This is a genomic window from Pseudomonas sp. TE3644 (genome assembly GCF_056278815.1).
The window spans coordinates 2,188,435-2,211,322 of sequence record NZ_JBWBQF010000001.1; the positions used below are offsets into that span (position 1 = coordinate 2,188,435).

General features: G+C 65.5%; 22 protein-coding genes. 4 read left to right on the plus strand and 18 right to left on the minus strand.

Features of this window, described 5'->3' with window-relative positions:
* Positions 1-145: 145 nt before the first annotated feature.
* Positions 146-910 carry an SDR family NAD(P)-dependent oxidoreductase gene (locus ACZ9GA_RS09715; protein ID WP_457362876.1) on the plus strand — a complete coding sequence of 255 codons (765 nt, stop codon included), beginning with the start codon at positions 146-148 and terminating at the stop codon, positions 908-910.
* Positions 911-927: 17 nt separating this feature from the next.
* Here the strand turns inward: ACZ9GA_RS09715 and ACZ9GA_RS09720 are convergent, their stop codons facing one another.
* Positions 928-1,089, minus strand: a complete 162-nt coding sequence (locus ACZ9GA_RS09720; protein ID WP_457362875.1) for a DUF2986 domain-containing protein — start codon at positions 1,087-1,089, stop codon at positions 928-930.
* Between the two features lie 168 nt (positions 1,090-1,257).
* Positions 1,258-1,695 carry a DUF6678 family protein gene (locus ACZ9GA_RS09725; protein ID WP_457362874.1) on the minus strand — a complete coding sequence of 146 codons (438 nt, stop codon included), beginning with the start codon at positions 1,693-1,695 and terminating at the stop codon, positions 1,258-1,260.
* 401 nt (positions 1,696-2,096) lie between these two features.
* On the opposite strand from ACZ9GA_RS09725, the gene ACZ9GA_RS09730 reads away from it, so the two are divergent.
* A complete protein-coding gene (locus ACZ9GA_RS09730) occupies positions 2,097-2,411 on the plus strand; it encodes a DUF3077 domain-containing protein (RefSeq protein ID WP_457362873.1) in 315 nt (104 codons plus the stop codon).
* A gap of 104 nt (positions 2,412-2,515) precedes the next feature.
* Here ACZ9GA_RS09730 and ACZ9GA_RS09735 read toward each other — a convergent pair whose 3' ends face one another.
* Complete coding sequence (locus ACZ9GA_RS09735) at positions 2,516-2,752, minus strand: hypothetical protein (protein WP_457362872.1); 237 nt, start codon at positions 2,750-2,752, stop codon at positions 2,516-2,518.
* A 55-nt stretch (positions 2,753-2,807) separates the two neighbouring features.
* Positions 2,808-3,257 carry a nuclear transport factor 2 family protein gene (locus ACZ9GA_RS09740; RefSeq protein WP_457362871.1) on the minus strand — a complete coding sequence of 150 codons (450 nt, stop codon included), beginning with the start codon at positions 3,255-3,257 and terminating at the stop codon, positions 2,808-2,810.
* Between the two features lie 69 nt (positions 3,258-3,326).
* Here ACZ9GA_RS09740 and ACZ9GA_RS09745 point away from each other — a divergent pair, with 69 nt between their 5' ends.
* A complete protein-coding gene (locus ACZ9GA_RS09745; RefSeq protein ID WP_457362870.1) occupies positions 3,327-3,830 on the plus strand; it encodes a GNAT family N-acetyltransferase in 504 nt (167 codons plus the stop codon).
* Between the two features lie 139 nt (positions 3,831-3,969).
* Here the strand turns inward: ACZ9GA_RS09745 and ACZ9GA_RS09750 are convergent, their stop codons facing one another.
* Positions 3,970-5,700, minus strand: coding sequence for an FAD-dependent oxidoreductase (locus ACZ9GA_RS09750; RefSeq protein WP_457362869.1), 1,731 nt, complete (start codon positions 5,698-5,700; stop codon positions 3,970-3,972).
* A gap of 175 nt (positions 5,701-5,875) precedes the next feature.
* On the opposite strand from ACZ9GA_RS09750, the gene ACZ9GA_RS09755 reads away from it, so the two are divergent.
* Positions 5,876-6,688 (plus strand): sugar phosphate isomerase/epimerase family protein, encoded by an 813-nt coding sequence (locus ACZ9GA_RS09755; RefSeq protein ID WP_457362868.1) that lies wholly within the window; start codon positions 5,876-5,878, stop codon positions 6,686-6,688.
* Between the two features lie 1,648 nt (positions 6,689-8,336).
* On the opposite strand, the gene gspD is transcribed toward ACZ9GA_RS09755, so the two are convergent.
* The 13 genes from gspD to ACZ9GA_RS09820 form a co-directional block, all read right to left on the minus strand.
* Positions 8,337-10,517 carry a type II secretion system secretin GspD gene (gspD, locus tag ACZ9GA_RS09760; protein ID WP_457363767.1) on the minus strand — a complete coding sequence of 727 codons (2,181 nt, stop codon included), beginning with the start codon at positions 10,515-10,517 and terminating at the stop codon, positions 8,337-8,339.
* Between the two features lie 76 nt (positions 10,518-10,593).
* On the minus strand, positions 10,594-11,073 hold the full coding sequence (locus ACZ9GA_RS09765) for a hypothetical protein (RefSeq protein ID WP_457362867.1): 480 nt from the start codon (positions 11,071-11,073) through the stop codon (positions 10,594-10,596).
* The gene (gene gspM / locus ACZ9GA_RS09770) at positions 11,070-11,672 is read right to left on the minus strand and encodes a type II secretion system protein GspM (RefSeq protein WP_457362866.1); all 603 of its coding nucleotides are present in this window, start codon (positions 11,670-11,672) and stop codon (positions 11,070-11,072) included. Before gspM ends, ACZ9GA_RS09765 begins: the two co-directional genes overlap by 4 nt.
* A complete protein-coding gene (locus ACZ9GA_RS09775) occupies positions 11,647-12,723 on the minus strand; it encodes a PilN domain-containing protein (protein WP_457362865.1) in 1,077 nt (358 codons plus the stop codon). Before ACZ9GA_RS09775 ends, gspM begins: the two co-directional genes overlap by 26 nt.
* Positions 12,720-13,445: a type II secretion system minor pseudopilin GspK gene (locus ACZ9GA_RS09780; protein ID WP_457362864.1), complete on the minus strand. Its 726-nt coding sequence runs from the start codon at positions 13,443-13,445 to the stop codon at positions 12,720-12,722. The genes ACZ9GA_RS09775 and ACZ9GA_RS09780 overlap by 4 nt, the downstream gene beginning before the upstream one ends.
* Complete coding sequence (locus tag ACZ9GA_RS09785; protein ID WP_457362863.1) at positions 13,442-14,074, minus strand: prepilin-type N-terminal cleavage/methylation domain-containing protein; 633 nt, start codon at positions 14,072-14,074, stop codon at positions 13,442-13,444. The genes ACZ9GA_RS09780 and ACZ9GA_RS09785 overlap by 4 nt, the downstream gene beginning before the upstream one ends.
* Positions 14,071-14,442 (minus strand): prepilin-type N-terminal cleavage/methylation domain-containing protein, encoded by a 372-nt coding sequence (locus tag ACZ9GA_RS09790; RefSeq protein WP_457362862.1) that lies wholly within the window; start codon positions 14,440-14,442, stop codon positions 14,071-14,073. Before ACZ9GA_RS09790 ends, ACZ9GA_RS09785 begins: the two co-directional genes overlap by 4 nt.
* The gene (locus ACZ9GA_RS09795; RefSeq protein WP_457362861.1) at positions 14,439-14,888 is read right to left on the minus strand and encodes a GspH/FimT family pseudopilin; all 450 of its coding nucleotides are present in this window, start codon (positions 14,886-14,888) and stop codon (positions 14,439-14,441) included. The genes ACZ9GA_RS09790 and ACZ9GA_RS09795 overlap by 4 nt, the downstream gene beginning before the upstream one ends.
* Before the next feature lie 6 nt (positions 14,889-14,894).
* Entirely contained in the window at positions 14,895-15,314 is a 420-nt protein-coding gene (gspG, locus tag ACZ9GA_RS09800) for a type II secretion system major pseudopilin GspG (RefSeq protein WP_457362860.1), read from the minus strand.
* 14 nt (positions 15,315-15,328) lie between these two features.
* Complete coding sequence (gene gspF / locus ACZ9GA_RS09805) at positions 15,329-16,555, minus strand: type II secretion system inner membrane protein GspF (RefSeq protein ID WP_457362859.1); 1,227 nt, start codon at positions 16,553-16,555, stop codon at positions 15,329-15,331.
* A gap of 1 nt (position 16,556) precedes the next feature.
* The gene (gene gspE / locus ACZ9GA_RS09810; protein ID WP_457362858.1) at positions 16,557-18,272 is read right to left on the minus strand and encodes a type II secretion system ATPase GspE; all 1,716 of its coding nucleotides are present in this window, start codon (positions 18,270-18,272) and stop codon (positions 16,557-16,559) included.
* A gap of 124 nt (positions 18,273-18,396) precedes the next feature.
* A complete protein-coding gene (locus ACZ9GA_RS09815) occupies positions 18,397-20,094 on the minus strand; it encodes a subtype B tannase (RefSeq protein ID WP_457362857.1) in 1,698 nt (565 codons plus the stop codon).
* 435 nt (positions 20,095-20,529) lie between these two features.
* Positions 20,530-22,764, minus strand: coding sequence for a beta-glucosidase family protein (locus ACZ9GA_RS09820; RefSeq protein WP_457362856.1), 2,235 nt, complete (start codon positions 22,762-22,764; stop codon positions 20,530-20,532).
* Positions 22,765-22,888: the final 124 nt, after the last annotated feature.

A 22,888-nucleotide genomic window follows, 5' to 3' on the forward strand; every position in this document is an offset into this window, starting at 1 on the left:
CGGCTACGGTTGCTGGATTGATGAGTGCGGCTCATCGCGACATCCTGATTTCACCCCGTACTCAAGCGCACAGGCGGTGCGTAGTGTGAGGCGCATTCACGGCAGCAGCCGCTGCAGGGCTTCAACTTGAGACGAGGTAGATAGCATGGGTTTTGTCTTTGCAAACCAGGTGGCACTGGTGACCGGCGCTGCATCCGGCATCGGCCTGGCCACTGCCAGGGCGTTCGCCGAGGCAGGTGCTGCGGTGGCGTTGGCCGACGTTAACCGCGAGGCCGTTCACGCCGTGGCAGGGGAGCTGAGTGCTGCGGGGCACAAGGCGATTGCCATCGGCTGTGACGTCAGCGACATCACACAGGTGCAGGCGATGATCCAGCAAACCGTGGCCGAACTCGGTCGCCTGGATGCAGCGTTCAACAATGCCGGCATCCAGAACCTGCTGGCAGAAACCGCCGATGCCAGCGTGGAGGACTATGACCGCGTCATGTCGGTGAACCTGCGCGGGGTGTGGGCGTGCATGAAGTTCCAGTTGCAGCACATGCGTGAGCAGGGCAGCGGCAGCATCGTCAATTGCTCATCGCTGGGCGGGCTGGTGGGCGGCGCCGAGCGGGCGAACTACCATGCGGCCAAGCACGGCGTGATCGGCCTGACCAAGAGTGCGGCCCTGGAGTACGCCGCGCGCAATATCCGCGTGAACGCGGTATGCCCCGGGCTGATCTGGACGCCCATGGCCGAACAGATGGTGGCGGCCGGGCAGGGCGAGGCGCTGGAGGGGATGGTGAAGAGCATTCCAATGGCGCGCCATGGCCGCCCGGAGGAAATTGCCGACGCAGTGTTGTGGCTCAGCAGCAGCCGCGCCAGTTATGTGACTGGTCAGTCTATATCCGTGGATGGCGGTTTCATTATGCGCTGAGTGCTGCCCTGGAGGTCTCAGCTTTCGGTGACGCTGGTCGCCTGAGCGTCGGCTTCAGCCGCCATTTTTGCCCGGTCGGCCTTGCTGATGTACTGGTCCTTGCTCTTGGGGGCGAGTTTGGCGCTGGCTTTCTTGGCGTTGGCCTTGAGCAGTTGGTTGATTTTCTTGCGGCGGTTCATGGGGGACGGCTCGGTGTGTTTAGTGGGGGCATGATATCAGCTTGGCGGCTGGAACCCGATACCTGCCGCAACACCGACCTGTAGCCGCTGCCGCCAGGCTGCGCTGGCCCTGCACCTCACTCGAGATCTTTCGGGTTCACACCGGCCAGCGCAGCCTGGCGGCAGCGGCTACGGGCCATCGGGGAGCGCGTCGTAGCACTTGGGTAGGTACCCCCAAATCCGCAACACGTCACCGTGCACCTCGAATTCGAAGCCGATCCGCGCCACCCTGCTGGAGATTTCATCGGTGTGGTCGATCGTCGTTCGCGGCAGCAACAGCCCTTGGGGTGGCACGGCTTCGTGCAGCCCAATGTCAAACCACTCCACTGACGCAAATGGAAAGGGCAGGTGGTAGAACCACTCCACATCCCACCCCGACCGGTACCCCGTCACCGACTTGAACCGGAACGACGGTGTCCAGCCGTCGCAGTCGCGAAAGTGGTCGATCAACTCGTTCCACCGAGTGTTGTTGGCAGCGCTGGCCAGGTTCCTTGCCGTGACGGCCGCATGGATCTTCTTGCGGGTTGCATCATCGTGGCCGGCGTCGGCGCCGGGGAGTTGTCTCATGTTCAATCCTCTTGGTGAGCAGCGCACTACTGTAGCCGCTGCCGCAGGCTGCGCTGGCCAGTGTGAACCCTGAAAATCCTGGTTGAGGCGCAGGGCCAGCGCAGCCTGGCGGCAGCGGCTACGCGTGTTTGGGGGCGTGATGTTGCGTTTTGATACAGATCTGTAGGACCGCCTGTAGGACGATTCTGATTTGCTCCGGTAAGGTTGTGATCCCTGTGTGGCAGCCCTAATCTGCGCCGGTTGTTGAATCTTCAGCAGCCGGGTGTGGTAGCCCGAGGGAAATTACGCAGCGTCGCTTGATGGTGGCGTGCGTAGGGCACGTTCGCGTGCGCCGGTCATTTCCCCGGTCTACCAACCTGCGCATTGCCACCGCCTTTTGTTTGGTAGCGAAGGGTTTCTCCATGATGGAACAGGAAATGAATATGAATTTCGAACTACCGACTCAACTGCCCACCACTGCCAGCACGCCCTTTGGCACTTGTGATTCCCTTGACCAGCCTTTCTACACCGTCCGCGAAGGCATACCGCTGGAAGATGCTCTGCTGCAAATTTCGCTGTTGCTAAAGTACGCCAACGAATCCGCCTATGAATTGACTGATGGTGATCAGGTTCAGCGCGGGCTTGTGTGGTCGGCGTTGCATCAGATGGAATCGGCAAAAGCGATCACGGATGCGCTGATCGATGGTCTTTCGATACGCAGACGGGCCCTGATCTAACGGTTATTACCCAACCCGTAGCCGCTGCCGAAGGCTGCGCTGGCCGGTGTGAACCCTGAAGACCTAGGGCGAGGCGCAGGGCCAGCGCAGCCTGGCGGCAGCGGCTACGCCTGACGGACCCGCTGCCACTCCTGCCAACAATCCTCGGCGACGATGTCCGGGTAGCCGCGGGCGCTCTCCATGTCGCGCGCCACGCTGGCGGGCAGGCGGATGCATGCGCCTTTATCACGTAGGTCGCAGACTTCGCTCTCGGTCAGGGCCGAGCCCTTGTGCTTTTCAGCGGCGGTGAGCACGGCGACCAGCGCCGGAACGAATACGATGCACAACGGATCTTCAACCACAGGCAACCTCCTTGACAGTGTCGGCTAACCTAAGTCACCGCACCCTATGTGTCGATCAAAACATCGTATTGCCATTCGCCGACTGCTCCGGCACCGCCTGGATGACGTCCCAGTGCTCGACGATCTTCCCGTCCCTGACCCGGAAGATATTGACGATGGCACGCCCGCGATCCGCCGGGCCGCTTTGCGAGAAGTTGTGCAGCCATACCAGGTCGCCATCCACGGCGCTGCGCACGATGCGGGAGCTGGCCTGGGGATATTTGTTGAAGTAGTCGGTGAAGAAATTCACGAACGGCGCCTTGCCGTCGGGTACTTGCGGGTTGTGCTGTTTGTAATCCGGGCCGACCACTTGCGCGGCTTCTGCCACTTGGTGCTGGTTGAAGAAGCGATTGTAGAAATCCACCACCAGTGTGCGGTTCTGCTCGGCATTGTCCGGTGATGCCGCCTGGGCGGCAGGCGCTGCCAAGGCGGCCAGCGCCAGGGCGAGGATGATTGTTCTGGTCATGGGGCCCTCCCAAGGTTTAGATTCCCGAGCGCCCGGCCGGGGCGTTCACTCAATCAAGAGCAAAGCACCATGACGCACCCGCTTCAAATCCAAAGCGTGCAGCCAGCGGACATTCCCCAGGTACTGGATTTTGTCCTGGCGGCCCGAGAGGTGATGTTCCCCAAGCTGCACGATGCGCCCATGCCGGTGGATCTGGCCGAGTTCGAGCGGGTGTATGTGCAGGGGCGGGGCTGTTTCCTGATAGCGCGTGATCAGGGGAATATCGTCGGGGCGATCGGTTACTTGCCTTACGATCGTCGGTTCCCGGGCCTGGACTACCCGGGGCTGGAGGTGGTGGAGGTGGTGCGTTTGTTTGTGCTGCCCGAATACCGCCGGGGCGGCCTGGCGCGCGCTTTGTACGCTGCCTTGCAGGGCGCGGCGCACGCGGCGGGTGTGCAGGTGATGTACCTGCATACCCACCCGTTTCTGGCGGGGGCGGTGGAGTTCTGGCAGCGGCAAGGGTTTGAGGTAGTGCGCGTCGACCCCGACCCGCAGTGGCAAACCACCCATATGCAAGCCTCTGTAGCCCTATAGAACGGTGGCGTCTGCATCGCGGCCAAGGCCGGCTCCTACACGGACAGCGTAGGAGCCGACTTTAGTCGCGATGCAGACGACGCCGTTCGTGTAGGAGCCGGCCTTGGCCGCGATGCAGGCAACGCGATTCCAAGACAGGCTACGCTTCGTAGCCCTGGGCGCCAGCCGCATGGCGGCCGGCAACGTAGCCAAAGGTCAATGCCGGGCCCAGGTTGATGCCGCCCGAAGGATAAAAACCACCCATCACGCTGGCCATGTCGGTGCCCACGGCGTACAGGCCGGCGATAGGCGTACCTTCGCTGTTCAGCACCTGGGCATGGCCGTTGGTCTTCAGCCCGGCGAAGGTGCCGAAGCTGCCCGGCCGTACTTTCACCGCATAGAACGGCCCGGTCTCGATCGGCGCCACGCACGGGTTGCCCTCAGTGATCAACGGGTCGCCCATCTTGCGGTTGTAGGCAGTGGAGCCACGACCAAACTCCGGATCCTCACCCCGCCGCGCATGTTCATTGAACTGCTGGACCGTCTGCACCAGCGCAGCGCCGTCGATGCCGCACTCGGCCGCCAGTGCCTGCAAGGTATCGGCACGCTTGAGGTAACCGCTGCGCACCGCCGGGCCCACCGGCAACGGAAACGGCCGCGAGTAACCCAGGCCGAAACGGCGCTGGAAGCGGTGATCGCAGATCAGCCACGAGGCCACTTCTTCACCGGCCGGCGCGCCGGCCACCATGGCCGCGGTGTAGTCGTAGTAACCGTCGGCCTCGTTGCAGAAGCGCTTGCCAGTGGACAGCACGCCAATGATGCCCGGCTTGCCGCGCTCGATGATGTGCGGGAAGTGCCCGATGCTGCCGTCGCGATGATGGACCCGTGATACCGGCGCCCAGGCCGCAGGTGAGGCGACGTCGGTCTCCAGCACGCCGCCAGCCGATTCACCCAGGCTGATGCCATCGCCCGAGCAGGACTGCGGGGGCAGCGCCAGATGCTCCTGGCCGGTGGGCGTGCGCGGGAACAGGGCCTGGCGGCGCTGGGGGTCGTTGGGGAAACCGCCAGCGGCCAGCACCACGCCCTTGCTGGCGCGAATGGTAATGGGGCCGTTGGGGGTATCGACCTGCGCGCCCTGAACCTTGCCGTCATCCAGCAGCAGCTCGCGGGCGGGCGCCGATTCGATCAGGATCACGCCCAGGTCTTCGGCGGATTTGGCCAGGCGGCCTACCAGCGCCACGCCGTTGACCAGGTGCATGGCGCGGCCGTGGAAGGCCAGGTCGCGCAGGTGCGCCAAGAAGCGCTTGGTGACGTGCACGAAGGACTTCACCGAGCGCGTCATGGTCAGGAACGCTCCCAAGTCGGCGCCCGCCATGATCGGCATGCCGAGGAACGAGGTCTCGCGCATGGTCTTGCGCATGCGCTTGACCAGCTTGCCCATCTCGCGACCATTGAACGGTGCGGCGATCACTTGATGGCCCTGGGTGGCGGCGCCTTCGACCTTGCCGTGCACGTCGGGGATGCCGTTGCCGTCCACCCATTGCAGGGCGGTGTGTTGCTCGAAGAAGGCGACCATGTGCGGCGCGTTGTCGAGAAAGGCATCCACGCGCTCGGCGTTGTAGCGCTCGCCCAACTCGTTTTTCAGGTAAGTGCGCGGCTGCTGCGGGTCCTCGTGGATGCCGGCCCGTTTGGCCAGCGGGTTGCCGGGTACCCAGGCCCAGCCGCCGGACCAGGCCGTGGCGCCGCCGAAGCTGTCATGTTTTTCCACCACGACCACCCGCAGCCCATGCCAGGCGGCGGTCACCGCTGCGGCCAGGCCGGAGGCGCCGGAGCCGATGACCAGCAGATCGCAGTCAATCTGGCGGGCGTGCTGGGAGTGGGGCGTTGTCATGGGCAGTCACCTGAAGTCAGCGCAGGTCCGGGGGACCAAGGTAGTGATTATTTTGGAACAGGGTTCCACTTTTGTGAAATGTTGTCAACGTGACCCCTTGCATAAAAGTGGAACTGAGTTCTAAATAATCTGGCGCGGGCTTACTTGCCCTTTATCCATGCCGAGCGAGACCACCATGAGCGAACAGATTTATTCCCTGGCAGCCCTGACCGTACTGGAGCTGTCGCCCCCCGACATGGTGGAGGCCGCCGCCCGCGCGGGCTACAGCCACGTGGGCCTGCGCCTGGAACCGGCCACGCCGCAGGAGTATCACTACCCGCTGGTGGCCGACCTGGCGCTGCGTCGGCAGACCGCCAAAGCGTTGAGCGACACGGGGATCAAGGTACTGGACATCGAGATCCTGCGCTTGAAGCCTGAAACCCGCGTGCGTGACTTCGAGATTTTCCTGCAGGTGGGCGCCGAGTTTGGTGCTACCGAGCTGCTGGTGGCGGGCAATGACCCGGATGAGGCGCGCGCGACCGCCCACTTTGCCGAACTGTGCGACCTGGCGCTGCCGTATGGCATTTACCCGCATCTGGAGTTCATGCCCTGGACCGACGCGCCTGACCTGACCAAAGCGCTGCGCATCGTCGACAACGCCGGGCGCAGCAATGGCTGCGTGCTGGTGGATGCGTTCCATTTCAACCGATCGCGTTCATCGCTGGACGAACTGGCGGCGGCCGTGAAGGCCAACCCGCAGCGCTTCCGTTACGCGCAGATGTGCGACGTGGCGGGGCCGGTGCCGGACAGCATGGATGAGATCCTGCGCCAGGCGCGCAACGAGCGGCGCTTCCCGGGCGATGGCGATTGTGACCTGCGCGGGTTATTGCAGGCGTTGCCGCGCCACGTGCCGATCAGCGTCGAAGCGCCGACCCGCCAGGAGCCGCCGCTGGATGGCTTCCAGCGCGCCGACGTTGGCCTGCGCAAAATGCGGGCGTTGATGTTGTAACCCGTAGCCGCTGCCGTTAGGCTGCGCTGGCCCTGTGCCTCGCTGGAGATTTTCAGGGTTCACCCCGGCCAGCGCAGCCTTCGGCAGCGGCTACGGTTATGGTTGTTCCTTTTTGTGGGACTGGGCGAAGCTCGGGAAGCGGCCAACTCGCTTTCCGCGCTGAACCCTTCCCGAGCTTCGCCCGGTCCCACAACACGAATCGCGTGTAGCCGCTGCCGTTAGGCTGCGCTGGCCCTGTGCCTCGCTGGAGATTTTCAGGGTTCACCCCGGCCAGCGCAGCCTTCGGCAGCGGCTACGGTTATGGTTGCTCCTTTTTGTGGGACTGGGCGAAGCTTGGGAAGCGGTCAACGCGCTTTCCGCGCTGGACCCTTCCCGAGCTTTGCTCGGTCCCACAACACGAATCGCGTGTAGCCGCTGCCGTTAGGCTGCGCTGGCCCTGTGCCTCGCTGGAGATTTTGAGGGTTTACACGGGCCAGCGCAGCCTTCGGCAGCGGCTACGATTACGGTTGCTGCTTTTTGTGGGACTGGGCGAAGTTCGGGAAGCGGCCAACTCGCCTTCCGCGCTGGACCCTTCCCGAGCTTCGCCCGGTCCCACACACACACACAAATCGCGTGTAGCCGCTGCCGTTAGGCTGCGCTGGCCCTGCGCCTCGCTGGAGATTTTCAGGGTTCACCCCGGCCAGCGCAGCCTTCGGCAGCGGCTACGGTTATGGTTGCTCCTTTTTGTGGGACTGGGCGAAGCTCGGCAAGCGGCCAACTCACTTTCCGCGCTGGACCCTTCCCGAGCTTCGCTCGGTCCCACACACACACAAATCGCGTGTAGCCGCTGCCGTTAGGCTGCGCTGGCCCTGTGCCTCGCTGGAGATTTTCAGGGTTCACCCCGGCCAGCGCAGCCTTCGGCAGCGGCTACGGTTATGGTTGCTCCTTTTTGTGGGACTGGGCGAAGCTTGGGAAGCGGCCAACTTACTTTCCGCGCTGGACCCTTCCCGAGCTTCGCCCGGTCCCACACGTGAGTCGCGTGTAGCCGCTGCCGTCAGGCTGCGCTGGCCCTGTTCCTCGCTGGAGATTTTCAGGGTTCACCCCGGCCAGCGCAGCCTTCGGCAGCGGCTACGGTTATGGTTGCTCCTTTTTGTGGGACTGGGCGAAGCTTGGGAAGCGGCCAACTCACTTTCCGCGCTGGACCCTTCCCGAGCTTCGCCCGGTCCCACAACACGAATCGCGTGTAGCCGCTGCCGTCAGGCTGCGCTGGCCCTGTGCCTCGCTGGAGATTTTGAGGGTTTACACGGGCCAGCGCAGCCTTCGGCAGCGGCTACGGTTATGGTTGCTCCTTTTTGTGGGGCTGGGCGAAGCTTGGGAAGCGGTCAACGCGCTTTCCGCGCTGGACCCTTCCCGAGCTTCGCCCGGTCCCACAACACGAATCGCGTGTAGCCGCTGCCGTTAGGCTGCGCTGGCCCTGTGCTTCGCTGGAGATCTGCAGGGTTGACACCGGCCAGCGCAGCCTTCGGCAGCGGCTACGAGTACGGTTGCCCTTTTTTGTGGGACCGGGCGAAGCTCGGTCCCACATATGAATCGCGTTGTAGTCGCGGTCGTCTGTATCGCTCTGATCGTGGTAGGCGCCGGCCTTGGCCGCGATGGGGGTGGCGGGCTGTCAGATGGGGTTGATCAACTGCATTTGCTCGCGGTACTCATCCGTCACCTGGCTGGCCTGCCCACCGTTGCTGATCACCCGCGGCGTGATCAGTACGATCAGTTCGGAGCGGCCATGGCTGCGGGTGGTGCTGCCGAACAGCCAGTTCAGGCCGGGGAGGTGCCCCAGCCACGGCACGCTGCTGTCGGTCTGGGTGTCGGTCTGCTGGATCAGGCCGCCCAGCAGTACGGTCTGGCCGCTTTGCACCGCCACCTGGGTGGCGACTGCGCGGGTGGCGATGGTGGGGTTGCCGTTGGCGTCGGTGGTGGAGCTGGCATCGCTGACCTGTTGCTGGATGTCCATGTACACCAGGCCGCCCGGGTTGATGCGCGGCACCACGTCGAGGATCACACCTGTCTGCACGTATTCGACGCTGCTGTAGGTGGACTCGCTGGTGGTGGTCACCGAGGTCTGGGTGATGGGAATGTTGTCGCCCACCTGAATCTGCGCCTGCTGGTTATTCATCACCACCAACGAGGGCGCCGACAGTACCTGGGTTTTGCCGTTGGTTTCCAGGGCGTGAAGGGACACTTGCAGGTTGCTGCTGACGAAGGAATAGAACGCTGTGTCAGTGGAGGCCAATGCCGCGCCGCCACTGCCCAGTGCGCCCTGGCTGCCGGAGGTGTTCTCGATGCCGTCGGTGCTGGAGTTGCCCGCCAGGTGGCCCAGGTACCATTGCACGCCCAGGCTCAGGTCGCCCGTAAGGGTGACTTCCAGGATGCGCGTCTCGATCTGGACCTGCAGCGGGCGATTGTCCAGGCGCTTGATGGCGGACTGGATTTCGTCCCATTCAGACGGCCGTGCACGGATCAGCAACTGGTTGCTGCTTTTCTGCGCAGTGATGCGCACAGTGGACTCGTTGGCGCCGGCCGTGGTGCTGCTGTCGCCGGTTTTGCCGGTGTCTGCACTGTCGCTGCCAGTGCCGCTGTCATTGCTTTTCTGCGTGCGCGACGTGCTACTGCCGAGCCCCGCCGTGGCGCTGCTGCCAACGCTGCCCAGCCCCTGGCTGCTGCTGGTCGTGGTGGCCGAACTGCCAGTGCCCGACGACAGCGTGGTGGTGCGCAGGCCCGGTGCGACCTGCGCCGCGCTTTCCTCGGTGATGGCCTGGTTGCCGTAGATCTCACGCAGGTAGCGCGCCAGGTCAGTGGCCTTCATGTTGCGTACGTCGTACACGTACATCTGCGGCTCGTTGCCGCCGCCGCGGTCGATGGTTTCGATCCAGCGGCGCACTTCGTTGAGGTACTCGGGCTGGGAAGAAATGGCGACGATGGCGTTGGTGCGTTCAATGGGCAAAAAGCGCAGCATGCCGGCCAGCGGCGTACCGCTGTCGGGGCCGAACAGGCGCTCAAGTTCCGGCATCAGGCCGGTGACGCTGGCCCGTTGCAGGCCGAACACGCCCACCGACATGCCCTTGAGCCAGTTGACGTCGAAGGTGTTGATGGTGCGTTCGTAGTTGGCCAGTTCGTCCGCCGTGCCGGCCAGGGCCAGTACGTTGCGCGCCGGGTCCACCAACAGAAAGGCGTTCTCGCGGGCGAAGGGCTTGAGCAGCTTTTGCATCTCGGTGGCGGAGATGTAGTTAAGGGTGAACAGCCGCGCTGTCAGCCCGTCGCCCGGCCTGGGCATTTTCAGGGTGGGCATCAGCCGCCCGGCCACCGCCTGGCTGGTGGGCACTACCCGGTAGCGATCGCCTTCATGCAGCAGCGAGTTGCCGGTCCACGACAGCAGCGTTTCGAGGATCGGCACCGCGTCGTCCTTGCTCACCGGCTTGGCGGTGGAGAACGTCACCTCGCCCTTGACCTCCGGCGCCACGCTGTAGGTTTGTTGCAACAGGTCCCCGAGAATGATCGCCACCACGTTGCGAATCGGTTGCTCGTTGAAGTTGAAGGTTACCGTGCCTTCGCTGGCCGGTTTGGCCGGGGCCGCGCCACGGTCGGGGCTGGCGATGAAACGGCTGTCGCCACGGATGATCTGGCTGTGCGCTGGGGTGGCGGCTGTGCTGTCAGCCTGGGTAATGGCTGGCGGCGCGCTGGCCACGCTGCGCTGGCTGCCGGTGCCGGCCAGGCCCTCGCGCAGCAGGGCGTTGTTTTGCGACAGGTCGGTGGCCGGGGCCACGCAGCCGGCCAGCCAGGTTGCGGTGGCCATGCAGGCCAAGGGGTAACGCAGGGTCAAGATGGCGGTGCTCCTGGTAACGCGGCGGCCATGGCGGCGCGCCTGAAAGTCAATGTGAGGGGGCGGCCTCGGCCTTGGGCCGGTACAGGGTCAGGGTCTGTTCGCCGTTGGCGGCGGTGAAACGCGCCTGGGTACGCTCCAGGTGCGCCAGGGTCCAGCCGTTAGGCAGGGTTTTCCCCACGGCCACGCTCAGGCCCTTGCCTTCGGGGGTCTTGAGCAACGCCAGTTGCAGCGTCTGGCCCAGCACCACGCCGCTCAGCACCAGGCCGTCGAGCGATGCCGCCTGGCCGCCGGCCGTGCTGGCGTCGGGCTGGCGATTGGGGTTGAACAGCGGCTGTTGCCAGGTGGCGGCATAGTCTTGCAGCGGCGGTAACACGACGGGTGCGGCAGCGGGAGCAGGGGCGACGGCGGACGGCGGCGATGCCGGCAGCCACTGCGGCTGATCCCCCAGCCCGCTGAGCAATGCCAGGTCCAGGCTGGCCAGTGCAGCCGACAGGCCCAGCAGCCACGGGGCAAGACGCTGCTTCATGAGCCTTCCCCTGTGCTGCGATGCCGGTAACCGGTCACCAGCAGCTGCACCTGAAGCCTGCCAGCGCCTGCGCCGATGGGGCTGTCGGCGTGATGTTCCACGCGCAACTGGGTCACGAACAGGTACGGCCGGGCGGTTTCGATGTCGTACAAAATGGCTTCCAGCGGCTCGATCGAGCAGCTCAGGTTGAGGGTCACCTTGACCTGGGCGTAGCGCTCATCACCCGGTTCGGCAGCGCTGGGGGTGCGGTTGAGCACCTCGCAGCCGGCGCCATCGCTGGCATGTCGGCCGACAAGGTCGGCGGTGTACTGCATCAGCCCGGCCGCGATGGCGCTGGGGTCGTCGCCGGGCAATAGCGCATCCACGCCCGCCGGATCGGCCTGGGCCGCAGCCAGTTGCGCCTGCAAGGGCTCGCGCCGGGCCAGCAGGGCCACGTAGCGGCGCTGGGTGTCGCGCAGTTCATCCATCTGTTGCCGGACAGCCAACTGCGGGGCGATCAGCCACGGGTACAGCGCGCCCCAATACATCAGGCACACGCACGCAGCGAGCACCGCCAGCGCGGCGATCCTGTTTTCACGGGGCGTCAGGGGGCGGCGCATCGCGGGTGTCCTCGCTTTTCAGGTGGGCCAAAAGGTAAAAGCGCTCCTGGCCGGTGTTTTCATCGGGTTGGATGACGCCCTGGAATTGCGCGCCGGTCAGCGACGGGCAGTTCTTCAGGGCGCCGATCAGGCCACCGGCATGGCGGCTGAGGCCCGTCAGATTGACCTGGCCGTCGGGGTCCACGGTGAGCTCGGTCAGCCAGGTGTCCAGCGGCAGGCAGTGGGTCAGTTCGTCCACTACCTGGCTTACGGCAGGCGTGGCCTGCTTGCGCAACGCCAGGTAACGGTTGGCGCCTTGGCCATCGTCCAGTTGCTGACGCAGGGCGTCGATCTGCGCGGCGTCGCGCCGTTGCTGGGCGACTTCGTCCTGCATGGCGTGCAGCACGCTGTTTTGATTGGCGTGCCACAGACCGACGGCGGTCAACGCCAGCATCAGGCTGGTGACGGCCAGGAGGCGGTTCAGGCGCTGGCGCGGCGCCGAGCGGCGACTGCGCAGTGCCGGCGGCAGCAGGTTGATGCCCAGTCGCGGGCCCTGCGCGGGTTGCACATCCACGGCGTGCAGGTGCAGGCCCAGGGCCTGGGCGGCCTGGTAGTGGGCGTCGACGCTGGTGCGCTGGCTGACCACCAGGCGCACGCTCAGTGGCTGGCCTTGTGGCGTGGGCAGCCGTTGCACGGCGTAGTACACCTGCCGGGCCTGGAAGGGCGTGTAGCGATCCATTTCATAGGCCAGCACGTCGGTCAGGTTGCTGGCTGCGGCGACAGGCAAGGTCACCGGCCGGATCAGCGCCTGACCAGGCCCCAGCACCAACACGTAGCGGCGCTCGGGCTGCGGGGTGCAGGGCATGACGCCATCCGGTCCGGTTTGCCACAGGGCGCCGTCCTGCCAGTGCAGCAGGCAGATGTCGTCTTGCGCCAGGGCCCGCGTCAGCCTCGCCGGCAGGCAGGCCTTGAGTTCGCCCAGCCACCAGGCCAGCAGGCGTGGCAGGGCCGACGCCTGCCAGTGGTGGTGCAGTGGTTGCAGCGCAGCGCGCCAGTTAAGCTCGGTTTTCATGGTTGCCACCGCAGCACGCGATAGGGTTGCGCGCGGCCTTCGTTGGGGGTGAGCAGCAGGGTGACGCGCAGGGTGGCGCGAAAGCCGTTGGCCAGTTGTGCCTGGCTGGTCAGGGTGAGCACCTGGCCGGGGTCGGACTCGCTGGAAACGGCGCTGATGTTCTGGCCCAGCGCCTGCAACACCGGCGGCGCGGCCAGTCCCGCCAGCGGTTGGTCATTGCCGCTCCACACGGTGATGTAGGGCTGCAGGCGGGCGAACAGGTCGCTGTCCATGCCCGGCAGTTGCAGGGTCTCTTCCAGAATGCGTAAGGGCGCCAGGCTGCCGGCGGCCTGGCGCTGGCGCAGGGCGGCCACCAGTTGCGCGGCCTGGGCCTGGGTGGCACCGACGATGATTGCCAGCCGGCCACACAGGTCGGGACTGGCGCTGTTGAGGTCGACCTTGCCCAGTTCGCTGGCCACTTGCACGGTCACATGGCTGTCGTCCAGGTTGAAGTCCAGCGCCTTCCCCATGCCGGGCCAGCCCGGGCCACTGCTCAGGCGCGCCACGGCCAGGGCCACGCCTGATTCGGCCACCAGGTGGGCGCGGGTCTGTTGCAGCAGGAAGCTGCTCTGGCGATTTTCCAGGCGCACGGCGCTGACAATGGCGGCCATCAGCAGGCTGAGCAGGGCCAGCGCCCACAGGCTGATCAGCAGGGCGACGCCGGCCTGCCTTTGATGAGTCATGGCGCGCCCCCCGTGCTGTCCAGGTGGTTGGCATCCAGGCGCAGGGCGACTTCCAGCGGTGGCCAGGCCATGCTGCCCTGGGGTTGCAAGGCGATGCGTACCTTTTGCGGCAGGCGCTGGGGCCACGGCCAGCGGGGCAGCCAGTCAGTCGGGCGCCCTTGGGCGTCCAGGCCGCTGTAGCTGAAGCTGGCCTGGCGCACGCGGCGCAGCAGGGCCTGCGGTTCGCCCCAGGGTTGGCTGGCGCCGGGGCCGGTCAGGCGGGCAAAGGCCATTTCCAGCACCGGTGCCTGGGGCGCGCCACCCAGGCGCAGGGTATGCAGGTACAGCCCGCCGCCCAGGTGTGGCGGCAGGCTGGCGATGAACTGCATGCGTTGGGGTTCGCCTTCAAACACTTGGGCAGGCCCCTGGTGCGCCACGGCCAGGGGCAAGGGCAGGACCTGCTGCAACTGCTCGCGCAGCCAGAACTGCGCGGTGCGGATCTGGCCCAGGCGGGCGGTGAAGCGTTCGGTGGTGGCCAGGGTGCGCTGGGTGTTGATCAGCGCCGAGCCGATCAACACCAGCAGGATGCCCAGCAGGCTGATGGCCAACAGCACTTCGAGCAGGGTGAAGCCTTGCGCTACACGCCTCATTTCATCGCCCCGGCGACGGACTGGGCGCGCAGGGTGGTGAAGCGCTCGGCGTGCTGGGCGGCCTGCAGGGTCAGGTCAATGCGGTACAGCTGCACCTTGGTGGCCGGCCCCAGGGTGCTGATCACCAGGCGCCAGTCGGTGCCGTCGGGCAACTGGCCGTTGACGGCGCGCGGGGTGAGGGCGCTGTGCAGGCTGTCATCGAGCAGTGAACTGGCTTGCAGGGCCATGCGCGTGGCGCGCTGGTCTTGCAGCAGGGCGTGGGTGGCCTGGCCGATGCCCCCCATCAGCACGAAGAAGGTCACCGCCAGCAGCGCCAGGGCTGCCAGCATTTCCAGCAGGGTGAAGCCGTGCTGCGCGGCGCGGATCATGGCTGCACCTGCTGCCAGTGCACGTCGCCGGTGAGCCAGGCGATGTCCACGCGCCAGGTGCGGCGGTCCTTGGCCAGGCGGATGCTGCCGCCGGTGGAGCTGCCATCGGGAAAGAAGGCCACGTCGGCGTGCTGGCCCTGGCGCAGCACGGCGGCCGTGGTCAATTGCAGGGTCATGCCGGTGGGCAGGGTCTGGACGTGCCCGCCGGCGGCCACATAGCGCCGCGCCGCCAGATCAAAGCTGACGCTGGCAGGCACGCCGCTGGTGATGGCCTGGGTGCGGGCGCCGCGCAGCGCCAGGGCCAGCGTGCGCGCCGCTTCGCGGGCGCGTACGTTGTCCAGCCCGCGGGTAACGCCATAGGACACCAGGCCCACCGCCACGGCGATCAGCACGATGACCATCAGCATCTCCAGCAGCGTGAAGCCATGTTGGGCGGGGCGGGCCACGGCGTGCTATTCCCAGTTGCCCAGGTCGGCGTTGAAGCCGTCGCCACCGGGCTGGCCGTCCTGGCCGTAAAACACCAGGTCGAAAGGGCCATGCTGGCCCGGGGCGCGGTAGCCGAAATCGTGGCCGAACGGGTCGCGCAGGTCCGACGGCTTGGCGTACGGGCCGTTCCAGTTGCCGGCGTTGGCCGGGCGGGTAGTCAGTTGCTGGAGGCTGCGCGGCGGGGCGCCGACGTCCAGGGCGTAGCTTTCCACCTTCATGCTCAGGCTGGCCAGCTGCGCCTTGCCGGCGCCATATTTGCCCTTGTCGACGTTGCCGCCCACCTGGCGCACGACGATGGTGGCGACGATGCCCAGCAGCACGATCACCGCCAGCATTTCCAACAGGGTGAACCCGCCTTGGGCACGGGCCGACTTCAGGGTGTTCATACGCGAGGGGTTCCTTAGATATTGCTGGTAAGGCTCATCAGCGGAAGCATGATGGCCAGCATGATGAAAGCGACCAGCACGGCCATGACGATGGTCAGGCTGGGCACCAGGGCGGCGAGCAGGCGGTCGATGCTGCGCCGCGCTTCGGCGTCGAAGACGTCGGCGACCTTGATCAGCAGGCGGTCCAGTTGCCCGGACTCTTCGCCCACCTGGATCATTTGCAGCGCCAGGGTGGGCAGCAGGCCGCTGGCACCCAAGGCGTGGGCCAGGGCGCCGCCGTCCTTGACCTGGTCGGTGGCCAGGTTCACGGCGTGCTGCAGGGCGCGGTTGCCGCACACCTGCCGGGCGATGGCCAGCGCGCTCAGCAGGCTCACGCCGTTGTGCAGCAGGGTGCCCAGGGTGCGCGCCAGGCGCGCGGTTTCCAGGCGTTGCAGCAACGGGCCCACCCCGCGCAGGCGCAACCAGCGGTGGTCGCGGCGCAAGCGTCGTTCGGGATCCTGCTGGCTCGCGGCCCAGAGACTGGCGCCGCCCATCAGCCCCGCCAGCAGCCACAGGCCGTAGTCGGCCAGGTACTGGCCCAGCCACAACACGCTTTGCGTCATCAGCGGAATCGGCACGCCCAGGTCAGTGAAAATCGGCACAAACTGCGGCACTACGTAGGCCATCAGCAAGGCCAGTGAACCGAGCACGCCCACCACCAGAAAGGCGGGATAGGTCAGGGCGTTGATCACTTCGCCACGCAGGGCCTGGGCGCGCTCCAGGTAAACCGACAACTGCGTCAGGGTGTTTTCCAGGGCGCCACCGGCTTCACCGGCGCGCACCATGCTCAGGTACAGCTGGGAGAACTGATCGCCTTGCTCGGCCATGGCCGCCGACAGCGGCTGGCCGCCCTTGACCTGCTCGCGCAGCCGGGCAATCAGGCGCTGGGCGCGCTCATCGCCCGGCTGGTTGAGCAGGACGCCCAAGGCGCGGTCCAGCGGCTGGCCGGCCCCCAGCAACGTGGCCAGTTGCTGGGTGAACTGCGCCAGTTGCGCAGCGCCCAACGGTTCGCGCTGGCACCAGGCGCGCAGGCGTGACAGGCCGAGGGCCGCGCTGGGTTCGCCAGGGCTTGCCACCACGTGCAGCACCAGCAGCCCGCGTTCCTGCAACTGCCCCACGGCCTGGGCTTCGGCCGGGGCGCTGAGATGGCCATCCACCGGTTTGCCGGCGCTGTCCAGGGCGCGATAGCGAAAGGTGGCCATGTCAGTCTCCACTCGTTGCGCGCAGCACTTCTTCCAGGGTGGTTAGCCCTGCCAGTGCCTGGCGCATGCCGTCTTCGTAGAGGGTGCGCATGCCGGCGGCGCGGGCCGCTTTCTCCAGGGTGGCGGCGTCGGCGCGTTGCATCAGCAGGCGGCGCAGATCGTCGTCCAGCACCAGCCATTCAGTGATCGCGCTGCGCCCACGGAAGCCTTCGCCGGCCGGCACGTCGGCGCGCGGCCGGTACAGGCGCACGGGGCGCTCGTCGGTGTAGCGCTGCAACTGGTACTGGGCCACCACCTCGGGCAGCGGTTCGTAGGCCTCGCACAGGGCCGGGTCCAGGCGGCGCACCAGGCGCTGGGCGAGGATACCGTTGACGGTGGAGGCCAGCAGGTAGTCGTCCACGCCCATGTCCAGCAAGCGCGTAACGCTGCCGGCGGCGCTGTTGGTGTGCAGGGTGGACAGCACCAGGTGGCCGGTGAGGGCGGACTGGATGGCGATGCGGCAGGTTTCCAGGTCGCGCATTTCGCCGATCATGATCACGTCCGGGTCCTGGCGCACAATGGCGCGCAGGGCATCGGCGAAATTGAGGCCGATGCTGGGCTTGACCTGAATCTGGTTGATGCCCTCCAGCTGGTATTCCACCGGGTCTTCGACGGTGATGATCTTGCGCTCGGCGGTGTTGAGCTGCGACAGCGCGGTGTACAGGGTGGTGGTCTTGCCCGAGCCGGTGGGCCCGGTCACCAGCACGATGCCGTGGGGCCGCTGCAAGTGTTCCAGGAAACTGGCCAGCCCAGGGCCGCCGAAGCCCAGGCGCTCGAACTCGAAGCTCACCGCTTCACGGTCCAGCAGGCGCATCACCACCGACTCGCCGAAGCTGGTGGGCACGGTGGACACGCGCAAGTCCAGTTCCTTGCCCTGGATGCGCAGCATGATGCGGCCGTCCTGGGGCAGGCGGCGCTCGGCGATGTCCAGTTTGGCCATGATCTTGACCCGGGAAATCACGGCGGCGGTGGAATGCGCAGGCGGCGCTTCGGCTGCCAGCAGCACGCCGTCCACGCGGTAACGCACCTTGAGCTGGTGCTCGAAAGGTTCGATATGGATGTCCGAGGCGCGCAGTTCCACGGCGCGCTGGATCACCAGGTTGACCAGGCGGATCACCGGCGCTTCGCTGGCCAGGTCCTTGAGGTGTTCGATGTCGTCTTCGTTGCGGGCCGTAGTGTCGATGTTCTCCACCAAGGTGCCCATGGCCGAGCGGCCTTGCCCGTAATAGCGTTCGATCAGCATGTCGATGTCGCTGCCCAGCCCCACCGACAGCCGCAGCGGGCAGCGGCAGGCATAGGCAACTGCGTCCACGGCATAGGTATCGTCAGGGTGGGCGAGCAGTACATGCAGGGTGCCGTCCGGGTCACGGCCCACCGGCACCAATTGATGCTGCTTGAGAAAGCGTACCGGCAGGTCAGGGGGCGACTCCAGCGTGGCAGGGGCTTCGCTTTCTTTTATCAGTGGCGCATTGAGCAGGGTGGCCCAGGCCTGGCCAAGGTCGCGCTCGGACACCAGGCCCAGGCGTAACAACAGCGTGCTGAAGCGTTCGTCGCTTGCCTCGTTATATAAACGGTGGGCGCGTTCGCGGTCAGTGGATTTCAATCGATTGTCAGCCACCAATTGCTCGACAATGGACAATTCCGTCACGGTGGCCAGGCCTGGCTGAAAAAGTGTCATGCAAACGCCTGTTGCTTCTTATAATTAAACGGCGGCCCTGAAGTTGATTATTCAAGACAGCCGGGGGCCGCACTTGAATAATCAGACTTTAGGGGGGCAACAACTAACGGTGTGTCAATAAGCGTTATTTATGCTTGGCGACGTCCACCATCCAGGCAATCAGGTCGGTATTGTCATAGTTGCCGGCATGGGGCTGGTTCCAGGCAATGTGATAGTCCACATCCTTGCCACGGTTTTGCAGCACGGTGGCCAGGTTGAGCGAGATGAAAGGCGAGGAGTCGCGGTCGTAGGAGCCAACGCGGATGCGCCAGTGCGGGGCCACGGTGCTGGAGCCGTACAATTGGTCGGCGTAGGGGTTGACCGCAAGGCCGGTGTTCTTCGGCGCTTTGGCAATGAAGTACATGGGGTTCATCATCGCCACCTGCGGCGCCACGTCGTCGCGCACCACGAAGTGTTTCAGGCTGGTGTAGCCCGTGACGCCCTTGAGCCCGGCTTTGGTGATGGCGGCGCCGAGGTTTTCATCCAGGTGGTTCCAGCCTTCGGCCACGGTGATGTCATTCTTCAGGGCCGTGGGGTCGGTGTTGAACACGTCCATTTCGCCGGTCACGTCATAGAAACCGTTGTCGAACGAACCCACCGGCTTCATGCGGTTCATGAAGGTCATGTAGTTCTTCCAGCTTTTGAGCGAGGCGGTGCGGGTGGCCGCGTTCCAGCTGATGAAGTCCTGCGGGGCCAGCCCGGAGGTGGCGCTGTTCATGGCGGTGGCGGTGCTCATGTAGGCCAGGCCTGCGGCGTTGAGGCTGCCGTTGCCGTTGACGTAGCCGGCATCGATGATGAACTGGGTGGCCGAGGCGCCGATGACACTGTACAGGTAGTTGCGGTAGCTGCCGCCCATGACGGCGTCGGGGCTGTAGCTGTTGAGTACCAGGGCTGCGCCGGTGGTGGGGTGGCGCAGGCCCAGGCCGTTGACGTAGGGCACGAACATGTTGGCCATGACCGTGGACAGGCGCTGGTCGTTGGCCGTGAGGGTGACCGGTGCGGTGGGCGCGAAGGTGGTGATGCCGGTGCCGTTGAAGTAGTACTCGTAGGCGGCGTTGGCATTGTCCAGGTTGGTGATGGGGCAGTAGGGCGCCACGGCGAACACGTCATCCTTCTCGTCGGCGGCGCCGATTTCGGTCAGGTATTTCTTGTAGATCGCGCTGTTGCCGGTGGTGCCGATCAACGAGCTGAACGCGCCGCCACCGCTGGTGCCGCTGATGATGATCTTGTCGGCATCGCCGAGCATGGCCTTGTCATTGTGCTTGAGGTAGCGGATGGCGGCCTTGAGGTCGACGATGGCCGAGGGGCCGTTGCCCACCTCGGTGGTCGCGCCGTTGATGACCAGGGTGGTGTTGCGCCCGCGGCCCGACACCGAGGCCACGACCATGCCTTTGGACAAAGCCACCGCGGCGGCGTGGGGCTGGTCGGTGTTGTTGCTGGTGGTGACGTCGGCAGGCGCCAGGGAGTCGAGCTGCATGTAGCCACCGGTATTGAGCGGCATGTAAATGGCCGAGTCCTTGGTGGCCGTGGAGGGGATGTAAATCGTCATCACCTCCTGGGCCGCATCGATGGGCTTGCTGACGTAGGTCACGGTGTAGGCCGTGTAGTTGACGGTGCTGCCCAACACGCTCACCGAGCCTGCGGTGCCGCCACTGCTGGCGTCGAATGTCAGGGTGTCCTTGGCACTGCTGCTGGCGGCGCAGGCCCCCATGGAAGTGACCGCCGCAATGGCGCCACACAGCGCCAACGGGGCAAATGCCGGGATGTTGAAGGTGGATCGCATGGTCTTTCCCTGTCTTGGAGTTGAATTGTTATTGTTGTTTTCCCCGTCATGGGGAAACTCGGGTATTGCCGGTGGAACATGGTGTCAACCGGACGCTGCAAAAGGGCGGGCCGGAAGAAAAGCACGAAAAGGCAAAGGGCAGGACAGCAAACCTTGGGCAGTCGCAGTAAGCGACGCGAGTTGGTTTATGAAAGTTTTTTAATGATGGGCGAAGTTGAAGTGTTACGCCACGGAGGGGAGTTTCGTTTGTTTTTTGTTGATATGCTTTTTGTTTATGTATCGATATTTAAATATTATTGAATAATTGATGTTGCGGTGCCACTAATTGATTGATGCGATGTGCAGGCTGGCCACCGCATCGTCTGCATCGCGACTAAAGTCGGCTCCTACGCGGTGCGCGGTAGGAGCCGGTGTTGGCCGCACCTGTTGCGCCCGTCAGGCGCCCGCCGCCAGCAAGCGCTTGCCCATCGTGAACGTGGATTTGAGCCCGTGCGCGTCGCGCGAAGAACCGCCCACGGTCAACGACGCTTCGCCCAGGGGCACAAACCAGCCATCGCTCCATACGCTGAACCGCGCGGCCGGCAGCGTGAGGTTGAGCTTGCGTGACTCACCCGCCTTGAGGAACACCTTCTGCCACCCCACCAGCCGCTGCGGCGGCTCACCGCTGTCCGCCGGCAGCCCGGCGTAGAGCTGGGCCACCTCGGCGCCACCGCGCGGGCCGTCGTTGGTCAGGGTAAAACTGACGCTGACGTCGCCGTTGGCGTAGGGGGTGACCTGCAGGCCGGTGTAGCTGAAGTGGGTGTACGACAAGCCATGGCCGAACGCGAACAGCGGTGTGCGCTTTTGCGCATCGTAGCGGCGGTAGCCCATCAGCAGCCCTTCGTCGTAGTCGACATCGGGGTTGGTGCTGCTGATGGCGCGCTGCGGCAGGTCCTGTTCGGAGGCCGGGAAGGTGATGGGCAGTTTGCCGGATGGGTTGACCTCGCCGAACAGAATGCTGGCAATCGCCGGCCCACCCTGTGCCCCCGGGAACCAGGCGGCCAGCACCGACTGCACCTTGTCCACCCACGGCATGGTCACGGCGGTGCCGTTTTCCAGCACCACGATGGTGTTGCGGGCGTGGCTGGCAATGGTGTCGATCAGCGCGTTCTGGTCGTAGCCCTGGTTGGCCGGGTCACGCGTGGCGTCGGGCAGCGACAGGTCCGGCAGGTCCACTTGCTCCATGGTGTACTGCGTGGCGAAGACGATGGTGGCATCGGCTTTTGCAGCCGCGGCGGCTGCGGCGGCTGCATCGCTGCCGTCAAAATAGGTGACGGTGGCGCCCGGCAGGCGGGCACGGATGGCCTCCAGCGGCGAGGATTTATGCCAGATCGCGCACAGGTCGAAAATGTGGATCACCGAATCCTTCGCCCCCGGCGTGCGGCACGGCACGGCGTTGCCGTCGCGGGCAGGCACCGAGGCGGAACCGCCGCCACCCATGACACCGGCGTCGGCGTGGCCACCGACGACCACTACGTTGTGCAGGTGCGCGGCATCCAGCGGCAGCGGTGCGTGCTGGGACGTGCCGGGCTTGGGCGCATTTTTCAGCAAGACTATCGAGGACTCGGCGGCGTACAACGCCAGCTTGTCGCCTGCGGCCCTGTCGACTTGGCCACCGGGCACGGGCGGTGCGTCCATGATGCCGTGGCGGTAGAGCATGGTCAGCTTGCGACGCACCATGTCGTCCAGGCGCTGGGGGGCGACCGTGCCATTTTGCAGCGCCGCCGCAAGCTTCTGGTTGAACCAGGTGCCGCGGCCCATCAGGCCCGGTTCGTTGTCATTGGCCGAGCCGGGTTCTTCTTCGTCGGTGCCGCTGTTGGCGGCGCGCGCGGTGTCGGTGACAGCCATCACCCAGTCGGACTGCACGTACCCGTCGAAGCCCCATTCGCCCTTGAGGATGTCGCTGAGGATGTGCTTGTTCTCGCAGGCCTTCTCGCCGTTGACCTTGTTGTAGGCGCACATGACGATGGCGGGCTGGCCGTCCTTAACGGCGATTTCGAACGGGCGCAGGTACAGCTCACGCAACACGCGTTCGCTGACCACCGAGTTGGAATTGAAGCGATCGGTTTCCTGGCCGTTGACCGCAAAGTGCTTGGCCATGCCCAGGATGTGCTGGGCCTGGGTGCCCTTGGTGCGTTCGGCCAGCAGGGTGCCGGCCAGCAGCGGGTCTTCGCCCAGGTATTCAAAAGTGCGGCCGTTGCGCGGCTCGCGCGCCAGGTTGGTGCCGCCGCCCAGGCCGCCGGCAAAGCCCAGGGTGCGCAGTTCGGTGCCGATCAGCGTGCCATAGCGGTGGGCCAGGGCTGGATCCCAGCTGGCGGCCAGCGCCAGGGTGGCGGGCAGGGGTGTGGTGTTCTTGCCGGCCAGGTTGATGCCCGAACTTGAGTCGGCGTAGTTGATGGGCGGGATGCCCAGGCGTTCGATGCCCGGCACGAAGCCCCCGCCGCCGATGGGCGAGGTGAAAAAGCCGGCACCGTGGACCAGGCTGATTTTTTCGGCCTGGGTCATGTTGGCCAGCAGTTGGTTTGCCCTAGTGGTGGCGGTGGTATCTGCCTCGCTGGCGTGGCCTGCGGCACACAGGGTGGCGCCGATGGCCAAGGCCAGCAGCGGGCGAGTCGGTTTGCATCCAAGCATGGAGTTCACCTGTAGACGGTGGAGGGGCAGGGTAGACGTGGGACCTGTTCGCTGTGGGAGCTGGCTTGCCAGCGAGCTGTTGAGGCCCGAAAAGCTCGCTGGCAAGCCAGCTCCCACACCCGCA

Bases quoted from the DNA above. Each gene is read 5' to 3' on its own strand.
- ACZ9GA_RS09715 (WP_457362876.1), top strand. From the start codon at position 146: ATGGGTTTTGTCTTTGCAAACCAGGTGGCACTGGTGACCGGCGCTGCA.
- ACZ9GA_RS09720 (WP_457362875.1), bottom strand. From the start codon at position 1,089: ATGAACCGCCGCAAGAAAATCAACCAACTGCTCAAGGCCAACGCCAAG.
- ACZ9GA_RS09725 (WP_457362874.1), bottom strand. From the start codon at position 1,695: ATGAGACAACTCCCCGGCGCCGACGCCGGCCACGATGATGCAACCCGC.
- ACZ9GA_RS09730 (WP_457362873.1), top strand. From the start codon at position 2,097: ATGATGGAACAGGAAATGAATATGAATTTCGAACTACCGACTCAACTG.
- ACZ9GA_RS09740 (WP_457362871.1), bottom strand. From the start codon at position 3,257: ATGACCAGAACAATCATCCTCGCCCTGGCGCTGGCCGCCTTGGCAGCG.
- ACZ9GA_RS09745 (WP_457362870.1), top strand. From the start codon at position 3,327: ATGACGCACCCGCTTCAAATCCAAAGCGTGCAGCCAGCGGACATTCCC.
- ACZ9GA_RS09750 (WP_457362869.1), bottom strand. From the start codon at position 5,700: ATGACAACGCCCCACTCCCAGCACGCCCGCCAGATTGACTGCGATCTG.
- ACZ9GA_RS09755 (WP_457362868.1), top strand. From the start codon at position 5,876: ATGAGCGAACAGATTTATTCCCTGGCAGCCCTGACCGTACTGGAGCTG.
- gspD (WP_457363767.1), bottom strand. From the start codon at position 10,517: ATGGCCACCGCAACCTGGCTGGCCGGCTGCGTGGCCCCGGCCACCGAC.
- ACZ9GA_RS09765 (WP_457362867.1), bottom strand. From the start codon at position 11,073: ATGAAGCAGCGTCTTGCCCCGTGGCTGCTGGGCCTGTCGGCTGCACTG.
- gspM (WP_457362866.1), bottom strand. From the start codon at position 11,672: ATGCGCCGCCCCCTGACGCCCCGTGAAAACAGGATCGCCGCGCTGGCG.
- ACZ9GA_RS09775 (WP_457362865.1), bottom strand. From the start codon at position 12,723: ATGAAAACCGAGCTTAACTGGCGCGCTGCGCTGCAACCACTGCACCAC.
- ACZ9GA_RS09780 (WP_457362864.1), bottom strand. From the start codon at position 13,445: ATGACTCATCAAAGGCAGGCCGGCGTCGCCCTGCTGATCAGCCTGTGG.
- ACZ9GA_RS09785 (WP_457362863.1), bottom strand. From the start codon at position 14,074: ATGAGGCGTGTAGCGCAAGGCTTCACCCTGCTCGAAGTGCTGTTGGCC.
- ACZ9GA_RS09790 (WP_457362862.1), bottom strand. From the start codon at position 14,442: ATGATCCGCGCCGCGCAGCACGGCTTCACCCTGCTGGAAATGCTGGCA.
- gspG (WP_457362860.1), bottom strand. From the start codon at position 15,314: ATGAACACCCTGAAGTCGGCCCGTGCCCAAGGCGGGTTCACCCTGTTG.
- gspF (WP_457362859.1), bottom strand. From the start codon at position 16,555: ATGGCCACCTTTCGCTATCGCGCCCTGGACAGCGCCGGCAAACCGGTG.
- gspE (WP_457362858.1), bottom strand. From the start codon at position 18,272: ATGACACTTTTTCAGCCAGGCCTGGCCACCGTGACGGAATTGTCCATT.
- ACZ9GA_RS09815 (WP_457362857.1), bottom strand. From the start codon at position 20,094: ATGCGATCCACCTTCAACATCCCGGCATTTGCCCCGTTGGCGCTGTGT.
- ACZ9GA_RS09820 (WP_457362856.1), bottom strand. From the start codon at position 22,764: ATGCTTGGATGCAAACCGACTCGCCCGCTGCTGGCCTTGGCCATCGGC.